At 28.3% G+C, this 24,074-nt stretch carries 24 protein-coding genes; 5 read left to right on the top strand and 19 right to left on the bottom strand.

The window, feature by feature from the left end:
* Positions 1-9: 9 nt before the first annotated feature.
* The 6 genes from mreC to J7M87_RS03575 all read right to left on the bottom strand — a co-directional run bounded on the left by mreC (position 10) and on the right by J7M87_RS03575 (position 5,816).
* Positions 10-861 carry a rod shape-determining protein MreC gene (gene mreC / locus J7M87_RS03600; protein WP_291648738.1) on the bottom strand — a complete coding sequence of 284 codons (852 nt, stop codon included), beginning with the start codon at positions 859-861 and terminating at the stop codon, positions 10-12.
* Entirely contained in the window at positions 861-1,880 is a 1,020-nt protein-coding gene (locus tag J7M87_RS03595; RefSeq protein ID WP_291648736.1) for a rod shape-determining protein, read from the bottom strand. Before J7M87_RS03595 ends, mreC begins: the two co-directional genes overlap by 1 nt.
* Before the next feature lie 17 nt (positions 1,881-1,897).
* Positions 1,898-2,587, bottom strand: a complete 690-nt coding sequence (gene radC / locus J7M87_RS03590) for a DNA repair protein RadC (RefSeq protein ID WP_291648734.1) — start codon at positions 2,585-2,587, stop codon at positions 1,898-1,900.
* Between the two features lie 56 nt (positions 2,588-2,643).
* Positions 2,644-3,210, bottom strand: coding sequence for a Maf-like protein (locus J7M87_RS03585; protein WP_291648732.1), 567 nt, complete (start codon positions 3,208-3,210; stop codon positions 2,644-2,646).
* A gap of 242 nt (positions 3,211-3,452) precedes the next feature.
* Positions 3,453-4,166 carry an SPOR domain-containing protein gene (locus J7M87_RS03580; protein WP_291648730.1) on the bottom strand — a complete coding sequence of 238 codons (714 nt, stop codon included), beginning with the start codon at positions 4,164-4,166 and terminating at the stop codon, positions 3,453-3,455.
* Positions 4,167-4,364: 198 nt separating this feature from the next.
* Positions 4,365-5,816, bottom strand: coding sequence for an aminoacyl-histidine dipeptidase (locus tag J7M87_RS03575; RefSeq protein ID WP_291648728.1), 1,452 nt, complete (start codon positions 5,814-5,816; stop codon positions 4,365-4,367).
* 154 nt (positions 5,817-5,970) lie between these two features.
* On the opposite strand from J7M87_RS03575, the gene pyk reads away from it, so the two are divergent.
* Complete coding sequence (pyk, locus tag J7M87_RS03570) at positions 5,971-7,389, top strand: pyruvate kinase (RefSeq protein WP_291648726.1); 1,419 nt, start codon at positions 5,971-5,973, stop codon at positions 7,387-7,389.
* Between the two features lie 97 nt (positions 7,390-7,486).
* Here the strand turns inward: pyk and J7M87_RS03565 are convergent, their stop codons facing one another.
* From J7M87_RS03565 to J7M87_RS03530, 8 genes are all read right to left on the bottom strand, one after another.
* The gene (locus tag J7M87_RS03565) at positions 7,487-8,368 is read right to left on the bottom strand and encodes an ROK family protein (RefSeq protein ID WP_291648724.1); all 882 of its coding nucleotides are present in this window, start codon (positions 8,366-8,368) and stop codon (positions 7,487-7,489) included.
* 27 nt (positions 8,369-8,395) lie between these two features.
* On the bottom strand, positions 8,396-9,313 hold the full coding sequence (locus tag J7M87_RS03560; RefSeq protein ID WP_291648722.1) for a dihydrodipicolinate synthase family protein: 918 nt from the start codon (positions 9,311-9,313) through the stop codon (positions 8,396-8,398).
* Between the two features lie 30 nt (positions 9,314-9,343).
* Entirely contained in the window at positions 9,344-10,039 is a 696-nt protein-coding gene (locus tag J7M87_RS03555) for an N-acetylmannosamine-6-phosphate 2-epimerase (RefSeq protein WP_291648721.1), read from the bottom strand.
* Positions 10,040-10,062: 23 nt separating this feature from the next.
* A complete protein-coding gene (locus J7M87_RS03550) occupies positions 10,063-10,740 on the bottom strand; it encodes a DUF624 domain-containing protein (protein ID WP_291648719.1) in 678 nt (225 codons plus the stop codon).
* A gap of 28 nt (positions 10,741-10,768) precedes the next feature.
* Positions 10,769-11,101, bottom strand: coding sequence for a YhcH/YjgK/YiaL family protein (locus tag J7M87_RS03545; RefSeq protein WP_291648875.1), 333 nt, complete (start codon positions 11,099-11,101; stop codon positions 10,769-10,771).
* Between the two features lie 224 nt (positions 11,102-11,325).
* The gene (locus J7M87_RS03540; RefSeq protein ID WP_291648717.1) at positions 11,326-12,153 is read right to left on the bottom strand and encodes a carbohydrate ABC transporter permease; all 828 of its coding nucleotides are present in this window, start codon (positions 12,151-12,153) and stop codon (positions 11,326-11,328) included.
* A gap of 15 nt (positions 12,154-12,168) precedes the next feature.
* Positions 12,169-13,059, bottom strand: coding sequence for a sugar ABC transporter permease (locus J7M87_RS03535; protein ID WP_291648715.1), 891 nt, complete (start codon positions 13,057-13,059; stop codon positions 12,169-12,171).
* A gap of 94 nt (positions 13,060-13,153) precedes the next feature.
* Complete coding sequence (locus tag J7M87_RS03530; protein WP_291648713.1) at positions 13,154-14,458, bottom strand: ABC transporter substrate-binding protein; 1,305 nt, start codon at positions 14,456-14,458, stop codon at positions 13,154-13,156.
* Positions 14,459-14,794: 336 nt separating this feature from the next.
* Here J7M87_RS03530 and J7M87_RS03525 point away from each other — a divergent pair, with 336 nt between their 5' ends.
* Entirely contained in the window at positions 14,795-15,445 is a 651-nt protein-coding gene (locus J7M87_RS03525) for a GDSL-type esterase/lipase family protein (RefSeq protein WP_365844397.1), read from the top strand.
* A 242-nt stretch (positions 15,446-15,687) separates the two neighbouring features.
* Here J7M87_RS03525 and rpsA read toward each other — a convergent pair whose 3' ends face one another.
* Entirely contained in the window at positions 15,688-16,830 is a 1,143-nt protein-coding gene (gene rpsA / locus J7M87_RS03520) for a 30S ribosomal protein S1 (RefSeq protein WP_291648711.1), read from the bottom strand.
* Between the two features lie 481 nt (positions 16,831-17,311).
* Here rpsA and J7M87_RS03515 point away from each other — a divergent pair, with 481 nt between their 5' ends.
* The 3 genes from J7M87_RS03515 to J7M87_RS03505 are packed head-to-tail and all read left to right on the top strand — an operon-like array spanning position 17,312 to position 19,370.
* Positions 17,312-18,043 carry a hypothetical protein gene (locus J7M87_RS03515; RefSeq protein WP_291648709.1) on the top strand — a complete coding sequence of 244 codons (732 nt, stop codon included), beginning with the start codon at positions 17,312-17,314 and terminating at the stop codon, positions 18,041-18,043.
* A gap of 17 nt (positions 18,044-18,060) precedes the next feature.
* Positions 18,061-18,714, top strand: a complete 654-nt coding sequence (locus J7M87_RS03510) for a PspA/IM30 family protein (RefSeq protein WP_291648707.1) — start codon at positions 18,061-18,063, stop codon at positions 18,712-18,714.
* Positions 18,715-18,722: 8 nt separating this feature from the next.
* Positions 18,723-19,370: a DUF1292 domain-containing protein gene (locus J7M87_RS03505; RefSeq protein WP_291648705.1), complete on the top strand. Its 648-nt coding sequence runs from the start codon at positions 18,723-18,725 to the stop codon at positions 19,368-19,370.
* Between the two features lie 223 nt (positions 19,371-19,593).
* Here the strand turns inward: J7M87_RS03505 and yaaA are convergent, their stop codons facing one another.
* From yaaA to J7M87_RS03485, 4 genes are all read right to left on the bottom strand, one after another.
* Positions 19,594-20,361 (bottom strand): peroxide stress protein YaaA, encoded by a 768-nt coding sequence (gene yaaA / locus J7M87_RS03500; RefSeq protein ID WP_291648702.1) that lies wholly within the window; start codon positions 20,359-20,361, stop codon positions 19,594-19,596.
* 24 nt (positions 20,362-20,385) lie between these two features.
* Positions 20,386-20,802 (bottom strand): CBS domain-containing protein, encoded by a 417-nt coding sequence (locus tag J7M87_RS03495; RefSeq protein WP_291648700.1) that lies wholly within the window; start codon positions 20,800-20,802, stop codon positions 20,386-20,388.
* A gap of 111 nt (positions 20,803-20,913) precedes the next feature.
* Entirely contained in the window at positions 20,914-21,813 is a 900-nt protein-coding gene (locus tag J7M87_RS03490) for a 3'-5' exonuclease (protein ID WP_291648698.1), read from the bottom strand.
* Positions 21,814-22,075: 262 nt separating this feature from the next.
* Positions 22,076-23,875, bottom strand: a complete 1,800-nt coding sequence (locus J7M87_RS03485; RefSeq protein ID WP_291648696.1) for a MutS family DNA mismatch repair protein — start codon at positions 23,873-23,875, stop codon at positions 22,076-22,078.
* Positions 23,876-24,074 lie beyond the last annotated feature (199 nt).

The following is a 24,074-nucleotide window of genomic DNA, read 5'->3' as shown; positions in this document are numbered from 1 at the left end:
TATTTACCCCTAATTATCATATTTTACTTCTCTTGTTTCCTTAGGAATAACTACAAAAAGTTCTTCTAGCTTATTAAAGTCAACAAAAGGCTTAACTATAGCTGTTTTCATTACCTTAATTTCATCTGTTTCTACAGATATAACTTCTCCAACTCTAATTTCCTTAGGATATATTTGACCAAGCCCAGACGTAAGAATTACATCGCCTTCTTTTATTTCTGAATCTATTGGTAAATTAGTAACTTTAGTTAAGTTTTGGTTGCTATGAGTTACATATCCTTTTAATATTCCAGTTGTTTCTCTTGTACTATTCACCATTACTGAAACTGCTATATTTTCATTTAGCAAACTTTGAACTATTGCCCAATTAGACCCAGTACTGGTAACCTGTCCAACAAGACCTTTGTTTGAAATTACAATCATATCTTTTTTCAAGCCATCATTTTCGCCTTTATCAATTACATATCCACTTGAAAAACTTTCTCCACTATATCCGATTATTTCACACCCTAAATAATCATAATTATTCTTTGAATTTTTAAAATTCAAAACTTCTCTAAGTCTATCATTTTCTTCTTTAAACTTATCATATTCTAATAATTTGTTTTTTAAATCTATATTTTCTTTAGTTAATTCTTCATTTTCTTCTTTTATTTTTGAAAAATTTAAAAAGAAATCTAATGTACCTTTTATCTTATCATTTATTGAATAAACTACTTTTTGAAGAGGATTAACAGCACTACCTACACCACTGGAAACAAAACCTTTTTCTTCATTATTCATTGTATAAATAATTATGCCTAAAAAGGCAACTGACAGTACTATTATAGTAACTGCCAGTTTATTTTTTAGAAGCTTCATTATTGACCTCTTTGACTCTTACTTAATTCATCAAAGTTATCTAATGCTTTTCCTGCTCCTAAAACAACACAATCAAGTGGTGATTCTGCTATATGAACAGGCATATTTGTTTCGTGGTTAATTAATTGATCTAACCCTCTTAGTAGAGCTCCTCCACCAGCTAACATTATTCCTTTTTCCATTATGTCTGCTGCTAATTCAGGTGGTGTCTTTTCTAAAGTTGTCTTTATTGATTCTATTATTGCATATACAGGTTCTCTTAATGCTTCTCTAATTTGAGTATCTGTAACTGTAACTGTTTTTGGTAGTCCAGTAATCATATCTCTTCCTTTGATTTCCATACTTATTTCTTCTTCGTCAGTATTGTATGCTGAACCTAATTCCATTTTAACTTGTTCTGCTGTTCTTTCTCCAATCATTAAGTTAAATTCTTTCTTAATATATGCAATTATTGCTTGGTCTAATTCATCACCAGCTACTCTTAATGATTTACTAGTTACTATTCCTCCTAACGAAATTATAGCAACTTCTGTTGTACCTCCTCCGATATCAACTATCATACTTCCTGTTGGCTCTCCAACTGGAAGTCCCGCTCCAATAGCTGCTGCCATAGGTTCTTCCATCAATACAACATCTCTTGCGCCTGCAAATTTAGCTGCTTCCTCTATCGCTCTTCTTTCAACTTCTGTTACACCTGATGGATAACAAACTATAATTCTTGGACTAGTAAATGCACTCTTACTAGTTACTTTTTCTATTAATTTTTTTAACATTGTTTGTGCTACGTCAAAATCAGCTATAACACCATCTTTTAATGGTCTAATAGCTACTATATTCCCAGGTGTTCTTCCTATCATAAGCTTAGCTTCAGCACCTACAGCCAAAGGCTTTCTTGTTCCACTATTAATAGCTACAACTGAAGGTTCACTTAAAACTATACCTTTCCCCTTAACAAAAACAAGCGTATTTGCTGTTCCTAAATCTATTCCCATATCCTTATTACTACTGAAAAATCCCATATGAATTCCCCTTTCGCTTAAATTATTCCTTTTTCTTTTAAACTTACAAACTTATCTTTTCCAATTATTAAGTGATCCAATAAATCTATCCCTATTATTTTACTACATTCCTTCAATCTTAATGTAATATTTATATCCTCTTTACTTGGTGTAGGATCTCCTGATGGATGATTATGACAAATAATTATACTCGAACTGCTTTTTTTAAGAGCTTCTTTAAATATTTCTCTCGGATGCACTATAGATGTATTAAGGCTTCCCTTGAAAACATCCTTGATACCTATAATATTATTTTTTGTATCTAACATTATCAACTTCAAAATCTCTTGCTTTAAACTCATCATCTCATTTATTAAAAGCTTTGCTATATCTCTTGGAGAAGATATACTCTTATCAGCTCTTATCAGATTTAATGAATTAAATCTTCTAAAGAGCTCTCCAATAGCTAATATTTGACTTGCTTTTATATTTTTTATTCCTTTTATACTAGTAATTTCACTAATACCTATGTCTAATAAACCATTAAGTCCATCAAACTCTGAAAGTATTCTTGTGCTTAAAGAAATTACATTTTCCCCTCTTGTTCCTGTCCTTAAAATTACAGCAAGAAGCTCTGCATTACTTAGTATTTCAGGCCCGTTTATAAGCAATTTTTCTATAGGTCTTTCTTCTTTTGGCATATCTATAACTTTTATACTATTATTCATATAAATACTCCTCAAAATAATAATAATTTTATTAATAAATATACCCTAAATCCCTATTATTTAACCTTCTTAATCATTTTATTCAAAAGATTTAACGGTAATCCTACTACGTTATAATAACACCCATTAATACCTTCTATGAACACTCCACCATACCCTTGTATTCCATAAGCTCCTGCTTTATCAAGCGGTTCTTCAGTCTTTATGTAACTTTTTATCTCCTCTTCGGTTAAATTAGAAAATTTAACTTCAGTATAAAGAGATTCTTGTTCAATTTTATTATTGTACATGTTTATCACTACTAATCCAGAATAAACTCTATGAGTTCTTCCACTAAGTTGTTTTAACATGCTGTATGCATCTTCTTCATTATTAGGTTTTCCTAAGATTTTATCATCTAAAACTACTACTGTATCTCCTGCAATTATTATAGCTTCTTCTTTTAGACTCTCTTTAACGCTAAGAGCCTTTCCCTTAGCTAAATCAATTACGTATTCATCTACATTCCCGTTAAATAAAATCTTATGTTCATCGAAGTCACTTACTATTATGTTAAATTCATCTACTATTCTATGTAATAGTTCCTGTCGTCTTTCTGAGCCTGACGCTAAAACATAATTCAAACCTATCACATCCTATTTTTACACATATTTTATAGTATTGACAAAACGGTATGGTTTAATCATTTAAGTCTTAAAATACTTAAATTAGCAATGCAAAGATATAAAGACAAAGCCATTTTCCCCTATCTTATATCTTATATAGTGTATCATTATATAAGTTTCCAAACAAGTAGCTTTGTCTTTCTTTATTTAATTTTTATTTATTTGTAATAGTTTTGTTATTTTTATCCATATGGCATTTTTTATTTTTGCCATTTTACTAAAATAGAATAGATATACTCTAATTCTGATACTATATTTTCCTTATTAATTGTTTCTGGTAATGTCTCTATATGTGCCTTATATTCCTTAAGAACTTCTACTCCATCCCCCTCATTAACTTCATTTAATTCTTTTGTCCAATTTTTAAAATCGCTAGTATTTATTTCTTTTACTTCATCTTCACTTGCAGTATTTATTATTTGTAGGTATCCTTCTGTTATAGCTCCTATTTGCCCTTGAACTTCATCATTTTTATTTAATGATATACCTATTTTGGCATTTTCAATTGACTTTGCTTTTAATTCTTCTGTTATTTTCGAACTATCTTCTTCTTTGGCTATACCAGCTATGACCTTAAATTTCCCTGTTTCATCTTTAATCATAAAAGAGTTAAATTCGTTTTCTATTTTTGCTAACACCTGTTTTGCATTATCCTCTTTTGAAAAATAACCACATTGTATAAATGCAAATTTTTGTTCTTGAACTTGCTGTCCATTATTTTCAGTACTATTATTTGCATTTACTACTGGTTCTTGTGTTATTCCATTCCCTTTATTAATATCAGGAATAATCTTAAGTAATACCCAAGCTCCAATTAAGCCTATAATTACAGCTGCAAGTGTTGTCATAGCCAAGGACGTCAAAAACTTAGCTCCCTCATTTTTCTTTTTGTAATGATATTTTGTGTACTTCATTTTATCATCCCCCTCTTTTTATATTAAATATATATTCAATTAGATTTAATAATATTCATTATGTAACTTATTTTTTTTATTTTTATAAATTGCAAAGCAATTTATAAGTGAAAAGTTAAGAGTTAAATATAAATAGCTAGACTATTATTTTATAGTCTAGCTATTTATATTTAATCGTTTATTTAATTATTCATAAATTTATTTTAATTCTTTTAGTACTTCTAATAAGTACTCCCAAACATTTTTTACTGATGTTATACTCATATGTTCTTGTGGTGTATGAACATCATAAAGATCTGGTCCAAAGCTAATCATATCTAGCTTTCCTAATTTTTCATTAAATAACCCACATTCTACTCCAGCATGTATTGCAACTATTTTTGCATCTTTTCCATACATTCTCTTATAGACATCTTGGCAAATTCCCCTTACCTTTGATTCACTATCATATTGCCACTCTGGATATCCTGCAGTTGTTTCAAAATCAGCTCCAATAAGTTCTGCTATAGTTTTACTTCTTAAAACTATTTCATCTTTTAATGATGCAACTGAACTTCTTATAGCACTATCAAATTCTACTTTATTACCTTCAGTAGTAACAACCCCTAAGTTAGTTGAACTTTCTACTAAATCTTTTATTTCTACACTATTTGTGTTTATTCCATTAGGTATTAAGTATAATAGGTTTACAGCTTTTTCAGTAGATTCTTTTGTAAATACTTTTTCTATATTTTCTGTATTTTCTAAAATACTAATTTTAACACCAGGATCTTGTGTTTTTAATTCATTTAATAAAACTTTATTCCAATTATTTATTAATTCTTTAACTTTTGCTACATCTTCTGATTTTAATGCTATTATTGCATCTGATTCTCTTGGTATAGCATTATTTTTAGATCCACCATTTACTGAAACTAATTTATAATCTAAAGATAATAAAGACTTTAAAATTCTACCTATTATCTTATTAGAATTTCCTCTTTCTTTATTTATTTCCATTCCAGAATGGCCACCTTTTAATCCTCTTACTGCAATGTTTAAGAAGTTATTATAATCACCAGCATCCTCTAAAGTAACATTTAATGTATGTTTGCTTCTTATTCCCCCTGCGCAACTTACTAATAAATGACCTTCCTCTTCATTATCTAAGTTTAATAATATTTTCCCATTTATATGCTCTTTTGAAATTGCCATAGCACCTGACATACCTGTTTCTTCATCTGTTGTTATTAAAACTTCTATTGGCGGATGTGGTATATCTGTTGAGTCAAGAATTGCTAATGCATATGCAACTGCAATACCGTTATCTGCTCCTAAAGTAGTATCAGTTGCATAAACCATATCATCTACTACTCTTAATTTTAATGGATCCTTTTGAAAATCATGGTCTGTTCCCTTATTTTTTTCACAAACCATATCCATATGACCTTGAAGTATCACCGTTTCAGAATTTTCATATCCCTTTGTCCCTGGTTTCTTTATAATAACATTTAATGCTTCATCTTGTATTACTTCTAAATTTAATTTCTTTGCAACATTAACTAAATAATCACTTATATCCTTTTCATTTCCTGATCCTCTAGGTATTTGTGATATTTCTTCGAAGTATTTAAAAACGCTCTTTGGCTCTAAATTTTGTAAAATATTCATGTTTTTTTCTCCCTTCCTAGTAAATTATGTTAGAATTAATATATAGTTTTAAGTATATCATAGTATATATAATACTTAAATTCTATTTTTTTATTATAATTATTCGAAATATTCTTAATATTATGTTTGCTAATTAAAATGTGAGGTGATTTTTATGCAAAAAACAAAAATGATTTTTACAATTGGACCTGCAAGTGATAACGAAGAAACTCTAAAAAAATTTATCGAAATAGGAATGAGTGCTGCCAGATTAAATTTTTCTCATGGAACTCATGAAACACATAAAGAAAAAATGAATCTTATAAAAAAAGTAAGAGAAGACTTAAATGCCCCTACTGCTATTATCCTAGATATTAAAGGACCTAAAATTAGAACACATAATTTTATAAATGACGGAGTTGACCTTAAAGAAGGCCAAGACTTTACTTTTATTTGCGGTGATGAAATACTTGGTGATACTGAAAAATGTTCTATATCTTATACAGATTTATATAAAGATGTTAAAGTCGGCGGTGAAATATTAGTTGATGATGGCTTGTTAAGATTTAGAATAGATGATGTAGTCGGAAATAAAATTAATTGCACCGTAACAGTAGGTGGAACTATTAAAAATCATAAAGGTGTTAATGTTCCAAATGTAAAAATAAATCTACCATCAATAACTGAAAAAGATAAGGAAGATTTAGTTTTTGGATGTGAAAATAAGGTTGATTTTGTTGCAGCTTCATTTATTAGAAAATCCTCTGATATAGAAGATGTAAGAAATGTATTAAAATCTCATGGTGGTGACTATATACAAATTATTGCTAAAATAGAAAATCAAGAAGGTGTTGATAACATAGATTCCATTATAGAAGCAGCAGATGCAATAATGGTTGCTAGAGGTGATATGGGAGTTGAAATTCCTATTGAAAAAGTTCCTATTATTCAAAAAAACATAATCAGAAAATGTAACGAAGCTGGAAAAATAGTTATAACTGCTACTCAAATGTTAGACTCAATGATTAGAAACTCTCTTCCAACTAGAGCTGAAGCTTGTGATATATGCAACGCAATCTTTGATGGAACTGATGCAATCATGTTAAGCGGTGAAAGTGCAAGTGGAAATTATCCTATAGAAGCTGCTGAAACAATGTCTAGAATTGCAATAGAAACAGAAGACAACTTAGACTATAACTACTTAAATAAAAGATTAAAAGAACCTTCATTAACATCATTCTCTGAAGCAATTAGCTATTCTGCTTGTAGAAGTTCAAACCTTTTACATTCAAAGGCAGTTGTTGCTGCTACAAATAGCGGTGCAACAGCTAAACTTATATCAAAATATAGACCTAAATGCCCAATTATTGCTATAACTCCTTATGATGAAGTTAGAAGAGGCTTAAATCTTAATTTCGGTATTTTCCCTACTAAATGTGACGTATTTACTACTACTGATGAAATATTAAGTGAAGCTAAAAAAGTGGCTACTAACTTATCTATTGCTGAAAAAGGTGATGATATAATAGTTGCAGCAGGAATGCCAAGTGCTACTACCGGTGGAACAAATATGCTTAAGATAGAGAAAGTTTAGTATAATTTTGCTTGTTTATTCAACTAGCCAAGTTAACACATTATTATACATCAAACTTATAAGTTAATAAAAAATTCAGCTTAAGCTGAATTTTTTATTAATATCTATTTTTAAAATTATAGAATGCTCCTAAAATTCCTGCATCATTCTTATGTTTTGCAAATTCCAGCCTTGTTTTTTTAGCAATGCTTGGCAAAAGATATTTTTTTAGTGCTTTCTCAATTTTAGGTTTTAGATATGTATCTTGAGCCATAATTCCCCCACCTAGCACAACTACTTGTGGATTAATTACATAACACAAATTAGCAATTCCAATTCCAATTATCTCTATCATCTCATCAATAGCTTCTATGCATATGGCATCATCTTTTTTAGCTTCTTCAAAAATATGATATCCATCCCATATTTCTATTGAACTCTGTTTTCTCTCTGCAACTTTTTTTGCTAAAATACTAGTTGCTCCCAATGTTTGAAAATCACTATCAAACATCTTCATATATCCTATCTCACACGCACTATTACTAAAACCGTGAAATACTTTTTCGTCAATAAGTATACATCCTCCAATTCCAGTACCTATAGTAAGACATAATGTTACTTTACTATCAACAGCTGCTCCTGAAATTCTCTCTGCTAATCCAGCACAGTTAACATCATTTTCAACTTCACAAGGTATCAAAAACTTTCTTTCTAACTCTTCTTTAAATTTTGTTCCTGTGTACTTAGGAATTAAAGGAGATGAATAAAAAATCTCTCCTTTTTCAGTGTCAACCATTCCAGCTGTTGAAATGCAAATTCCTACTATTTTATATTCTTCTAAATAGTTTTCTACAATTTTAAAGACTTTATTTAGAATCTCAGGGCCACCCTTCTCTGCCTCTGTATCTATATTATCCTTTATTAATATTGTTCCATCCTCAGCAATGACTCCGTATTTTATTGCAGTTCCTCCAATATCAATACTTACATAATTCTTCACAAATTCACCTCTTTTAAGACTTTAAATTTAGCAATATTTTTTAATAGCTGTTTTAATCATAAGAGCAGCTTCTTTTACAGTTGAAATATCTTCATAACTCAATGCTACTAGTGGTTCTCTTACACTTCCTATATCTAAATTCTCATTTATACGAAGAATCTCCTTTATTACTCCATACATGTTTCCATAGCAGGAACACATTTTATAGATAATTTCATTAATATCATACTGAAGTTTTCTAGCTTCTTCTATTTTATTTCCAATTATAAGGTCATTAAGTTTCAGGAACAATTCTGGCATAACACCATATGTACCACCAATGCCTCCTTCTGCACCAATAGCACGTCCACTAATAAATTGTTCATCTGGACCATTAAACACAATATAATCATCTCCACCAGCTGCACAGAACATCTGAATATCCTGTACTGGCATAGAGGAATTTTTCACACCAATTACTCTAGGATTCTTACGCATCTCTGAATAAAGACCCTGTGTTAAAGCAACACCTGCAAGCTGTGGAATATTATATATTATAAAATCTATATTTGGCGCTGCATTACTCATAGCATTCCAATAAGCTGCAATTGCATACTCAGGAAGTTTAAAATATATTGGAGGAATTGCTGCAATTGCATCTACACCTAAACTTTCTGCATGTTTTGCAAGCTCTACACTATCTTTTGTATTATTACATGCAACATGAGCAATCACGGTAAGTTTTCCCTTTCCAACTGCCATTACATTTTCAAGAATAAGCTTTCTCTCTTCTACACTTAGATAAATACATTCTCCAGAAGATCCATTTACATAAATACCTTTAACACCTTTTTTTATGTTAAATTCAGTAAGCTCCCTCACTCTTTTGGGACTTATTTCTCCATTCTCATCATAGCATGCATAAAATGCAGGAATTACTCCTCTATACTTATTTAAATCTCTCATAATAATCTCCTTTCGCCACACAAGGCTAATTTATTTATTATATCGTAACTCATCTACAAATGCTTTCGTAATAAGCTGAGGTCTTGTTATAATAGAGCCAACTACAACACTATAGCATCCTAATTCAATTACACGTTTAACTTTTTGCGGTGTATTTATATTACCTTCTGCTATTACTGGATGTTTTGCTTTTGAAAGAATCTCTCTAATAATCTCAAAATCATTATTTTCGATTTTAAGATTTACACTCTGTTCTGTATAACCAACCATTGTTGTCCCGATAAAATCAAATCCTAGTTCATCTGCATGAAGAGCTTCTTCTACAGTAGAACAGTCTGCCATAAAAAGTTGATCTGGATATTTCTTCTTTACTTCTTTAAAGAATTCATCTAATGTCTTTCTCTCTGGTCTCAATTCACAAGTAGCATCCAGTGCTATAATATCTGGCTTTACTTCCATCAATTTATCAATCTCATTCATAGTTGGCGTAATATAAACTTTAGAATCATCATAATCTCTTTTTATAATTCCAATAATGGGAAGATCCACTTGTGACTGTATCTCAGCAATATCCTCTTTTGTATTTGCACGAATTCCAGCTGCACCACCTTCTTTGGCTGCAAGTGCCATTCTTCCCATTATAAATGAGGAATGAAGTGGTTCATTGGGCAATGCTTGACATGAGACTATTAATTTGCCTTTTAAACTATTAACTTTATTATTCATAATACTTTCCTTTCTGTATAACATTATTTCAAATTCATTTCTTGAAGACCTTCATAATTTTCATATTTTTTAAATATTTTATAGAAAATAAATGACTGAATTAGCGCTAAGCCAGAAAATCCACATATAATTAATATTGTAAAAAGTAAAAACATAGATACTCCAGAATAAAATAGCATCAACATAAAAGGAACATTAAGAAGCATAAATAGTATAGTCCATTTAAAATTAACAATACTAATTACAAATGAATTCTTAAATACTTCTTTTGTTGTATTTTCAAATCTAGATAAAATCGGAAATGCATATAAAAATATAATATATCCCCAAATTGCTACTATATAACATAGCACTTGTAATACTTTCAATCTATCATTCCCAGTTATTCCTATAATTCTTAAATCTATTATAATAAAGAGTGTTATTATAATTGCTATCATTCCAATCGTTGTTCCTTGCCTGAAATTTTGCTTAAATGATTTTAAAAATCCTCTTATAATATGCGATTCTTCATTTATTACCATTTTTAATGTTATTGAATACATAGCAGTCAACGATGTTCCTATTGTCACAACAGGAATGCAGCATATAATGAACAAAAGATTCAATACCACCATATCTAATATTCTTGAAAAAAAGCGCATAATTCCATTATCTAGATTAAATATTTTACTTGATAAATACCCTCTATTTCCTGACATATTCTTCTCCTATCAATTATTTTAACTACTAATTCACAGCTACTTTTACTACACATTTTTTAAGATAAATATTCTCTCCTGTAGCAATTCCTGGCTTATGAGGTTCATCTGGCATGCAAATAATAAATCTTTCTTTTCCTAAACTACACATTGTAGATTCAATGCAATTAACTAATTCTAAATCTATTTCTTCTCTATATGCCTCAATGACATTTTCTATTTTTAAGCCAATTTTAATATTTTCTGTTCCTTCTATGTCAATTTGAATATCCATATATTTTTTATGTATTTCAAATTTTGTTTCATCTTCTTCTCTAGCTTCAGCTTCCATTACATTCAAAAACACTTTATCTTCTGCTATTCCTGTACATCAAATTGGAAACTATTTCAAATCTGTTGTTTCTAAAAAACTAATTGCTTTATCTAACCATATAAATTGTCCTCTATACTTACCAATATTTTTTATACCATCATATATCATCTGAATATCTCCTTTTACTATCAGATAAAAATTTAAAATGGAACTACCTTTCACATACCTGCTAATTAAAGGTCATTGTGTTTCGATAGTTCCATTTATATAAATTAACCTTTTATAGCGCCCATTGTAATACCTTGTGTAAATGATTTTTGGAACATTAGAAATACAGCAACTATTGGAATTGCTGATAAGGCTGCACCTGCCATTATCAATCCATAGTTTGTTGCCATTTCAGCTTGCATAGTTGCTACACCAAGTGAAACTGTAAGTTTATTTCTTGATGAAAGCATTACTAATTGCATAAAGTAATCATTCCATGTATTAATAAATGTAAATATTGCTAATGCTGCAAATCCAGGTTTTATAATTGGAAATGCAATATTTATAAATGTCCTAAATTCACCACAACCATCAATCTTTGCTGACTCTAATAATTCACCAGGAATATTTTCACTAAATTGTTTCATTAAAAATACTCCAAAAGGCCATCCAATCAATGGAAGAATTACAGCTGCTAATGTATCATGCATCCCTAAAAAATTTACAATTCTCACCAAAGGAACTAATACAACTTGCTTTGGTAATGCCATTGCTGCAATAAAAGCAGAAAACAAAAGTTTTTGACCATAAAATCTCTTCTTAGCCAAAACATATCCCGCAAGTGAAGATGTTATGCACACTAAAATCATTGTAACTAATGAAATGAAAATACTGTTAAACAACCATTTTCCTGCTGGATTTTGAATAAGTAATTGTTTAAAGTTCTCCAATGTTGGAGCTGTTGGCCACCATTGTGGTGGAATTTTAATCGTATCAGGCTGAGCCTTAAACGCACCGGTCATAATCCAATAGAAAGGAAATACAAAAATAATAGTTAAGATACTCAAAAGTATTATTGTTATTACCCCAAAAGGTGTGATTTTTTTCTTCATTATGCTCTCTCCCTCCTAATATTCTACATCATTACCTAGAATTTTGAATTGTGCAAAGCTTATAAGACCAATTAATACAGCTAAGAATACTCCCATTGTATTAGCGTATCCATACTCGGAAAGTTTAAATGCTTTCTCATATAGATAGTACATAATTGTACTAGTAGAATAGTTTGGCCCACCCGATGTTAATAACTGAATTAAAGCAAAGCATTGGAATGAGTTAATTGTTGTTATAACTACTATATAAAGTGTTGTAGGTAATAGGCTTGGCCATTTTATTTTCCAGAATACTTGGAACTCATTGGCTCCATCTACACGAGCTGCCTCTACTAACGACTTATCTATATTTCCTAATGATGCTATATAAAGTATAATTGGCTGTCCAACTGATGTAGTAAGTAATATAACTATAATTGCAATTAATGCATATCTTTTATCGCCCAACCAGCTAATATTCTGGTCAATAATATTTCCTGTTTTTAAAATATAATTTAATATACCTGATAAAGGATCATAGATCCATTTCCATACAACCGTAACAGCCACACTCCCTGTAACAACAGGTAAGAAAAATACACAACGAAAAAAAGAACGAGTAAATGCACTTTTTTCATATGTTTGTGAAGCTACAAATAAAGAGAAGATTACTACAATCGGAACGGATCCTATTACAATTATTAGAGTATTTATTAATGATTTAATAAATACTTTATCATTAAACATATTTATGTAATTATCTATTCCAACAAATATAAAATCAGTCATTGTATAATTAAAGAAACTTGTAACAAATCCCATAATCATAGGAGTCAAAACAAATATTACAAAGAATATTAATACAGGAGCAAGAAAAAAGTATGACACAATAGTCTCTCTCATCTTTAATTTGCTTGAAACTTTCATATTTTCCCTCCAATCACTTATCTAAAAAGTAATATTTTTAAAATATCTTCTTGCACATTAAAATAATGTACAAGAAGATATTATTTTAATACACTTATTTTTTTATTGTTTCATTTGCTTTATTAGTAAAATCATCTAAAGCTGCTTTTGGTTCTGCTTCTCCATTTGATACTGCCTGAAGCATTGGGAACCATAGAGTTCTCATTTTAGCAAATCCATCAATTGTATTGTAGTAAGTAGAATAATATTCTGTCCACGAACCAATTTCTTTCATTCTTTCATCACTATATATTTCACCAAAAGATTTACGAACTGGGAATGCACCTGTTCTTTCAACGTTCTTTGGACCCCATTCTTTGTTATCACAAATAAATTGGATGAATTTTTTAGAGGCAGCTATTTTAGCTTCATCACCATTATTAAATACACTGAATCCATTTACTAAGTATTCTAATTCTGGTTTTCCATCTTCTGATGGAAATGTTACTTCTAAGTAATCAACTTTACTTGCTTCTAATAATTTAGCTTGTGTGCCTGGTTGAGCTGATGACCATAAAAGCGTAAATGCAGTTTGTCCATTTGCAAAGTTTTGAATATCAGCAGAACCATCATATTGAGAGCCATTCATTAATGAACCGTTTTCTATTAACCTCTTAATTAATTCCATTGATTTAACTGAATTAGCATCATTTGTAGTATACTCCGTAAGTGAATCATTTGTTATGCTAGTGCTATATAAGTTTGTGAAGAAAGCACGTGTACCTTGGTCTCCACCTTGTCCATTACTGAATAATGATCCTGGATTATATCCCTTAGCTTTTAAGGCTTCCAAAACCTTTACAAAGTCATCAGTTGTCCATCCTTCTTTTACTAAATCAAGAACTCCTGCTTCTTTTAACATTTCTTTGTTAAATGCCATGTAGAAGGGACCAGAACTTATTGGATACATATAAGCAGTATCTCCTGCTTTACAAGCTTGTAATAATGCATCATTGTTTACATCATTTACAAATTCATCTGTAAACATATCATTTAATTCTACTAATTTACCAGCTTTTCCATAAGTAATTATACGTCCTGGTGCGTCAAATAAAACATCTGCTATTGTACCCGCTTCAATTGCTGTTGTAATTTTTTCAGGCCCTGAAGTAAAGTCTATTGTTTCTAATTTTACAGTTATGTCTGGATTTTCTGACTCAAATGCATCGATTATTTTTTGTTCCCATGTTCCTACTGCATCACTTGCATTTTCTTGAGTAAATGTTGGAAACGCCCACCATGTTATTTGAGTTTTTCCACTGTCATTACTGTTTGAGCCATCACTGGATTTTTCTCCACACGCTATAAGTGAAACAGACATCACTCCAGCAAGTAGAGTAGCTAATAATTTCTTTTTCATTAATATACCCTCCCATAATAAAATTTATTTAAATTTTAATAGATTATCATACCCTTAATCTCACATTCCCTTTTAAACCATATTAAAGTCACAATATTACTTTTAATAACTTCTACTAATTTTTCATATCAATTAGTTAAATATAAAATTGTATTTTTAAATTATACAAGCGAAAATTATTTGTAAACATTTTCTAAAGAGAATATATCATGTTTGAAAATTTTTTTCAACATTTTTCCATAAAAAAAAATTTTTTTTATTATTTGTTTGTTTTTTCCAAAATATATGCTATTATCATATTATTATTTATATATATATCTAAAGGAGGATAAAAATATGGTAACTATGAAAAAAACTATTTTATGCTTTGGTGATTCTAATACTCATGGATATAACTCTTCAAATAACGGTCGTTTTACAGAAGACGAACGATGGACATGTCTTTTATCTAAATATCTTGGAGATAATTATTCTGTAAAAGAAGAAGGACTTAGTGGAAGAACAACTGTCTTTAGCGATCCACTTTTTGAAGGTCTAGATGGAATTTCATATATTTCTCCAAGCTTATTGACACATGAGCCTATTGATTTATTAATAATTATGCTTGGAACAAATGATACTAAGGAACGATTCTCTGCTACGTCTCAAAACATTTCAAGAGGCTTAGAGCGCCTTACTCAAAAGGCAATCTCAACTACTGGGGTATGGAAAAGCAATCCTAATATCCTATTAATTGCACCACTTCCAATTGAAATTGGTTATGAAAACACTTCTGTTTCAGGTGAAATGGGAAAAGGATGTGCAGAAAAATCCAAAGCACTTGCTTCTCTGTACAAAGAAGTTGCAGAGAGAAATAAGTGCCATTTTTTAGATTCATCTTCTATCAAAGGTATGACTATGTATCCCTATGATTATATACATTTCAGTAAGGAAAGCCATCAGTTACTTGCATATAAACTTTCTAAGATTATTCCTGATATTTGTTAATTTCAATTTTTTAAATAACTTGTGAACATAAGAGTTAAAACTTATATTTACTTTTTAACATCTATATTTTATCCTCTTAATTTGTGAATAAAAAAAGAAACTCAGTTAAAACTAAGTTTCAGCTCACTTAAAAACCTATATTCAAAATCATAATATTTACTATTATTAACTTTTATTATATAACTAAAGGAACTTAATAATAAATAAGTTCCTCTCAATAAATTTATATTTATTTTTAAATATTAAAATAATCCTTTAAATAACTCTCCCAATGATACACCTTCATCATTATCATTATATTGTAAATATTCCTTAGATTTTTCCTCAGCATCTTTTATAGTTAATGATATTCTCTTATTTAATTTATCAACATCTAAAACTTTAACTTTTACATTTTGTCCTAATGTTAATACATCTGATGGCTTAGCTATATTTTCATCTGTTATTTCATTTATATGAACTAGACCTTCTACTCCAGGGAATAGTTCCACAAATGCTCCAAAGTTAAGGAATTTAACTACCTTACCTTCTAAAAGATCTCCAATTTTTAAGTTTGATACATTTGTTTCCCATGGATCTTTATCTATATCTTTTAATATTAATGATACTCTTTCATTTTTAGTATCTACTTCCCCAATAAATACTTCAACTTTATCTCCTACATTTACTACATCTTCTGCTCTGTGTACTCTTCCCCAAGATAAATCATTTAAGTGAATTAAACCAGTTATTCCTCCAATATCAACTATTGCTCCAGCTTTAATTAGCTTTTTAACTACACCAGTTCTTTTTTCTCCTGACTTAACTAATTTCCATAACTCTTTTCTCTTATTTTCATATATAACATCTTCTAATATTCTTCTTGATGCAACTATCTTTCTTGATCTAAAATCTAACTCTATAATTCTAACTTCTAATTCTTTTCCTACTAATGTACTTAATTCTATTCTTTCTCTTGAAGCTAGTGATGCTGGTATAAATACTCTTATATTACCATAATAAGCAACCAAGCCGCCCTTAACTTCTTCTTTAACATATACAGTTATATTTTCTTCATTTTTAAAAGCTTTTTCAATTTCTTCTTTTTCAGTTATTTCTAAAGCCTTTGTTCTTGAAAGCTTAACATATCCTTCTCCATCGTTAGGTGATAAAACATATACTTTTATTTTATCTCCTTTACTTACAACTTCCCTAGGATCTTTATCTGTACTAGTTAAATCTTCTTTTGAAATCATTCCATCGAATGCATAATTGATATTTACCATAACTTCTTTATCATTTACATCAATTATTTCTCCATCTAATATGTCACCTGTTCTTATTCTTTTAACATCGAAGTCTTTTAATAAATCTCCCATAGTTTCTTCTAAATTTTGATTTGTCATGTATTTCACTCCTTAAAAATGTTGTATTATAAATTAATTTTAGAATAATATGATATTGATTACAAGACTTTAAGTTTATTAATATCTTTATAATCTTAAATATATTTATTTAACCTACTAATATACTATACAATATTATATTTAAATATAAATAGCCATATAAAAATTTTTATATCACTAAATTATTTACTATATTTGCCCTCATAAAATAAATATGTAATTACTCTTAAACTTATATAAGTTATTTATATATGCTATAATTAAATATATTATAATAAAATCTTAGCTTATTTTTCAAAAGGTTAATTATTAACTCTTAAAATGATATAGTTTAATATTAAATGTTAGTATTATTACGATATAGCGAGATGCATTTAGATTTTTAATACTTCTCTTAATTTTTGCTACTATTTACCTTTAAATCAGCTTTGAAAAATTATTATTTTTACTATACTATGTAAATACAATCTTTTTCTTGGAGGTGAAATTTATAAAAAAGAATAATAAAAAACTAATTTTCACGCTACTTTTAACTTTTGTTTTTCTTACTTCTAGTTTCCTTATTGATACAATATCTGTATTTGATAATATTACTCATGGAGAAATAACTGTTTCTGCAAAACCTAAAAGCTCTAGAAGCTTTAAATCTAGTTCCAGCTTTAAATCAAGTACTAAATCTAGTTCTAGTAGCTTTAAATCCAGTGGTGGTAAATCAAATGTTTCTAAATCAACTAGTGGTTTTAAAAGCAGCTCATTTAGTAATAGCTCAAAGAGCTCCAATAGTTCTAAATCTAGTAATAGTAGCAGTAATAGTAAATCAAGTACATCAAGTTCCGACTCAAAATCCACCTCAACTTCATCTAGTGGATATAAAAGTGGTTCCTTTAGCAATGTAGATAAGGGTAAATCTGGAACTTCTAAAAACTTTTCATCTGGATCATTTAGTACAACTACAGAAGATGAAAAGAAAAATTCAAATAGTTCGACAAGTGAAAACAAAAGCACCCAAGATAAAGATAATAGGAATACAACAACTAGTTATGATAAAGGATTTTCTTTTGGAGAAATAGCTTATGGCCTTTCTGCTATGAGAAACTTTGGTTTTAGTAGAGGGGGAAGCGGAATCTCATTTGGTTCTATATTCACACTTGCTATTATCTTCATAATTATAGTTATTGTAATACGAATTTATTTAAAGAATAGAAAATATTAATTTCAGGAGGCCAAATTATGGGTATTTTTACAAGAATGTCAAATATGTTAAAATCAAAGGTAAATTCAACTTTAGATGAAATGGAAAATCCAATAGAGTTATTAGATCAAAAAATTAGAGATATGGAAAAGCAGCTTAACACAGCTAAATTAAACTCTGCACAAATTATAGGAAATGCACATGAAATTAAAAAGAAAATGGCATCTGCTGAGTTAGAAGTTAAGGATTTTGAAGATAAGATTAAATTAGCTTTATCTAAAAACAATGAAGATTTAGCTAAAAGAGCTTTATCTAAAAAGCTTGAATCTGAAAAGAAATATACAAGTTTAAAATCTAGTTATGAAACTGCAAGAGCACAAGCAGACGCTATAAAAAAGAATTTAGCTGCTTTAGAATCAGAAATTGAAAAAACAAGAAATTATAGAGATGAAGCTGCTGCAAGATATAGTAATGCAAAGGCTACTCAAAAGGTTAATGAAGTTCTTGCTAATGTTCAAACAAAATCAAATTCAATTGAAATAGATAGTATTGAAAGAAAAATTCAAAAGCATGAATCACTAGCAAACGGTTTAGGTGAACTTAGAGATGTTGATACATTTGATAGTGAATTTGAAGCTTTAGATACTGTTGATCTTGATTTAGAACTTGAAAAATACAAGAATGCAAATTAGGTGATTAAATGTCCAGTACTATTGATTTTATAAATGAGGAAAAGGCTACCGTTGGTAAAACATATACTGATATAACTTATGCTATAAGTGAAGTTAGTCCTTTTCTTGATGAAAGCATCTTAAAAAAGAGAAAGTATTATTCTAAACTTTCTATATTAAAAGAATATATGGATATGTTAAATGATGCAGAATACTCTAATAAAAATAAAAAATTCAGTTTTTTCAAGAAAGATAATAGTAAAGCAAAATTAACTGACTATAAACAAAATAACTTAGCTGTATTTAATCAATTTGAAAATTGTTCTAGATGTGCATGTTTAAATTGCATAAAAGAATGTCAATTTCAAAGTTGTAGTGGATGTAGATCTAATTCATATATAAAGACCTGCGATAAATCTAAATTAAATGTTCGCTTTCATAAAGACTTTATTTTAGATTTAACTAATAACAATACTGGTAAAGCTAGTAGATATAAGGTTCTTGCTACTATAGAAAATTGTGAGTATGATAGATTGTATATAGCACTAGAAAACCTTAGTGATTCTAGCGATAAATTTATTCTTTATTATTATCCTGGAATCTCATCTGATGAGTTTGGTGAAATAACTGATGAAGAAGAATTTAATTTAGTTGTTGAAACTTATGAACAAGCTTAAATTCAATTATTATTTCTTAGAGAAAAAAAGTTTTGTGTAGTTAAATATTTTCTCAATATATAACAAGGGGGATCGCGTTTCGCGACCCCCTTTGTTCTCATATAATTTACTTATTCTAACAATCATATACTATTAAAATATGCAACATATAAATCTTTTTAATCTATTATTACAAAATTTAAAATTAACCTACTAAAGCACTTCTCTAACTATTACATTTTTACTATTCTCTAGTAAAAACTAATTCCTTTTCAGTAGACATTTCTTCATTAAATTCATATCCATCTAAATTAAATTTTTTGACATCCTCTATATCCTCTATCTCATTTTGAATTATATATCTAGACATCATACCTCTAGCTCTTTTAGCATTTAAGGAAATTATTTTATACTTATCACCTCTAAATTCCTTAAATGTTATTGTAATCACATTGACTTCTTCTCTATTATCCAATCCTTCAATAGATTTAAAATACTCCTTAGATGCTAGATTAATTATAGTCTTATTTTTATGATTCTTTATTTCATCTAATATACTTTCTTCTAAAGTTTCATCCCAAAACTCATATAAATCTTTTAAATCATTAACTGGTAACTTTATTCCCATTTCTAACCTATATTCATTTATTCCATCGAATGGTCTTAAAACTCCATAAAGACCAGATAAAATCCTTAAGTGATCATTTGCATAAAAAAGCTCAGAGTGAGATAAACTACCAACGTCCATCCCCCTATAAGCATCACCTCTAAAAGCTAATAATGCTTGTTTAGAAGTTTCTAGATTAGTTGTCCACTTCTCAATCCTATCTTTATTTAATGTTGCTAATTTAGTACTTATCTTCATAAGCTTTTCTAAAGAGTAACTATCATATTTAGTTAACTCATTCATAATTTCCTGCGACTTTTCTAAAAACCTCGGCTTACTCATTGGTAAGTTATTATCTATTTCTTCAAAATCTAAAGTTTTTGCAGGAGAAATAACTATTATCATAACCAATCCTCCTATATATTCTGATTATACTATTTTCTTTTTTCTCATTTCACCATAACAATAATTAATTATATCACTTCTTTTTATTATACCAATAAATATTCCTTCATCGTCTACTACTGGTACAAAATTTTGATTTGTAGCAAGTGAAATTAAGCTTTCTACATCTGCATTTATTGAAACACTTTTATGCTTTCTTTTTCTTGGAATATCTATAATTCTAACATTTTCAGTATTTTTAAAATTTAAATCAGGGGTATTTTTAAGCTTCCATAGCAAATCACCCTCTGTTAATGTTCCAACATATTTTCCTTCTTTATCTATTAAGGGAATAGCTGTATATCCATGATGTTCCATTCTCTCTATAACTTGTCTCATGGTTGCATCTAAATATTCATATATAACCTCATTTTTAGGTGTTAAAAAAAATGCTATATTCATATTTTATCAATCTCCCATACTTATAATTTAAAACTAAGCCACATATACATTTTATCATAATTATAATGTAATTGTTTTAAAATTATAATTATTTAATATTTTATTAATTTATCACCTAGTTTTTTTTATTTTATAACTATAATTCATATATTCTATTTCATCAACAATAGTAGAAATTTCTTTATATACCTCTTCCCCACTAAATGTCTTTTTTACTATTACTTCATTTAAAATCTTATTATTACACCTAGGACATTTACAAAGAGATACAAATCTCCATTTTATAGGTATAAAATCATACTCAATCTCTAAATGTACATTGCACTTAGGACATTTGTATTTTATTTTATCTAAATCTAATTTATACTCTGATAAGTTTTTTAACTCTACTGCCGGCATATTATAGATATCTTTAATTATATAACTTTTTAATGCTCTTGAATTATATATCCTTTTAAATACTAAAGAAGTATAAATAGCATCGTTTAAAGCATCATGTAATTTATTATTATCTATTCTTATCTTTAATTCTTCCAAGGCATTTTTCAAGCTAAGTGATTTCTTTTTACCTAATATTTTTGTTGAATATTCTTGTAAATCAAGGTAATTTTTAAGCCAATCTAAATTATCATATTTATGATATACTGCATTATTAATTATTTCTATAATGTCATCTTTTGCCCAAGAACAAATAATATCTCCATCTCCTATAATTTTTGATAAATTTTCAATTCCTACCTCGAATGTTACCCCTTTTTCTAAATCCACTTCTTTAATGTTTGTTATTTCTGATATTTTTGGATTTAATACAGGAATAACAGATGGTTTTATATATGTCTTAAACTCTTCAAGCGGCTTCATATAATTATCTAGTTTTATTGCACCTATTTCTATTATTTCATTATCTAAATCTATATTTTGTAAATACGGATAATCTTCAAATATATTTGGATAATACTTATGTATTCCTTCTAGATTGTTAAATTCTAAATCAATTATTATAAACGCCATTTGCATACCTCTCATTAATTATTATTATAGGTATATTATGCCATTTTCTTAAATTCTTTTCACTATTATTTAGAATTTTTACAATAATAAATTTGAAAGTACTATCTATACAACATATGCTTTAACATTCAAAATGTAAAATTAATAAAAAACTCCAAAAGGAGTTTTTTATTAATTAATTTTTAGTTATTTAAATTACATCAATAATTTTACATTTTTATTTAGTAGTTTTTCTATAGAAAGATAGTTTCTATAGTTCAATTTAATTATCATTAAATTCTATACCCGCTAGCTTCATTAAATGAACTGCATTTTGAGTTTTGCTTCTTCCTTCTCTTAATTTATAATCAAACTTGATATTATTTTTTTCATAGTATTCTTGGAAGTTATAATTTTTAATCCATTTCTTTGTTTTTTCTAAATCGCATAATTCTAAATCATGAGTAGAAACAAGCCCTATAGCATTGTTAGTTACTAATTGATTTATAAGAACCTGTGCCCCTTCATGTCTATCCTTTGAATTTGTACCTTTAAAAATTTCATCCAATAAGAAAAACACCTTTTCTCCATTTTTAGCAGCTTCAATAAGTATTTTTATTCTTAATATTTCAGCATAAAATGATGATATACTTTCTTCTAAGTTATCTTTAGTTCTCATACATGTATATATACTAAAAACTCCACAAGTAAATCCATTACTACAAGTAGGAGCTCCTATATAGCTCAAAAGTAGATTTAAACCAATAGTTCTTAAAAAAGTACTTTTTCCAGACATATTTGAACCTGTTATTAAAGCAACTTTTGAATCATGATTTAAAGTGAAACTATTAACTACAGCTCTTTCCCCTAACATAGGATGACCTATATTTATACCTTCAACCACGTCTAAATTGCTAATTGTAGGATAACTCCATTCATCAAAATCAAATGATAAATTAGATATACTAGATAAAGCTTCAAACTCACCCATTATATTAAGCCATTGTCCTAGTTTATCTCCATTTAACCTTCTCCACTCTTCTAAATTTCTTAGAATAAAAGTATCTGATAATACAGTCACGTTTAACAATAAATAATATGCATTAGATGAACTATCACCTAACCAATCAACTAGTTTTTTAAGTGATTTCATTTCTTCAACACAGCTTTTACCTGAGGATTTCATCTTATTCTTTAGCTCTTTTAAAAGTACAGAATCGAAATTTTCACTATCTATAAGTATCAATAAATTTGTATATGCTTCTATATCTTTTTTATGTTTATCAAATAACTTTATTATTTGTACTAGGTCCTTTGTAAGTATTTTTACTACTAAGTAATTAATCATAAAAACTAAAATTACATAACTTATTGGTAAGATTTTTAAAACTACTAATACTATTGATATCATAGTAATTACAATAAATAAATAGGGAACTATCTTAAATAATGGTTTTATTTCACTTTTCCCATTTGCCCACTCTAAAAGTTCATTTATATTTTTTGTTCCGCTCTTTTTAATAGTAGATTTAACTTCTAGACGTTGTCTCCACTCTACTTTTTTACCTAACTCATTTATAGCTTCTTGCTTTTTTAATATTTCTTCTCTACTTGGAATTACCTTTAAATTTAACATTTCAGATAATTTAGACCTTCCAAACTTAGTCCTTGTTGAATTAATCATTTGAAAAAGCGAGTTTCTTCCAAATATATCTAGATCACTTGCAAATGGATGATCATCTCTTAAGAATTCTTCTCCTTTATCTTCCTTTTCTTTAAAAGTTCCTTTTATTCTATTTATACCATTCTTATTTATATTTATATAAATTTCATACTCTCTTTTTTCCTGAATTCTTTTGTTATGATAATATGCTACTACAATAAATATACTTACAGATATAACTATAGATGATATTAAGTATGCTATACTTTCTCCTTTGTAAAAATAATATGCCAATAATACAGCCATAATAACTATTATCAATCTTACGGTAGAAAGCTTAGTTATAATTCCATTTATATTTTTTATTTTCTCTTCATATTTTGAAATTTCACCTTCATAATAACTTAATGCCTTACTCATAATTTACACCACCCTTACTTAACAATTTTATCATACCTTACTTAATAATTTTACCATATTAAAATCTATATGTTTCAATTAATTTTCTTCATTACTATAGTTCTATATTATTAAAAGTTAATAGACTTACTTAAGTAAATCAACAAAATTGAAAGCATATAGTATTTAAATTTTTATACAAGTTGCTAAAACAATAGCT

Source organism: Clostridium sp. (genome assembly GCF_017888565.1).
In the GTDB taxonomy this organism is placed as follows: Bacteria; Bacillota; Clostridia; order Clostridiales; family Clostridiaceae; genus Clostridium.
The sequence above is the reverse complement of the archived record's forward strand: the minus strand, read 5'-3'. Positions and strand labels throughout refer to the sequence as shown.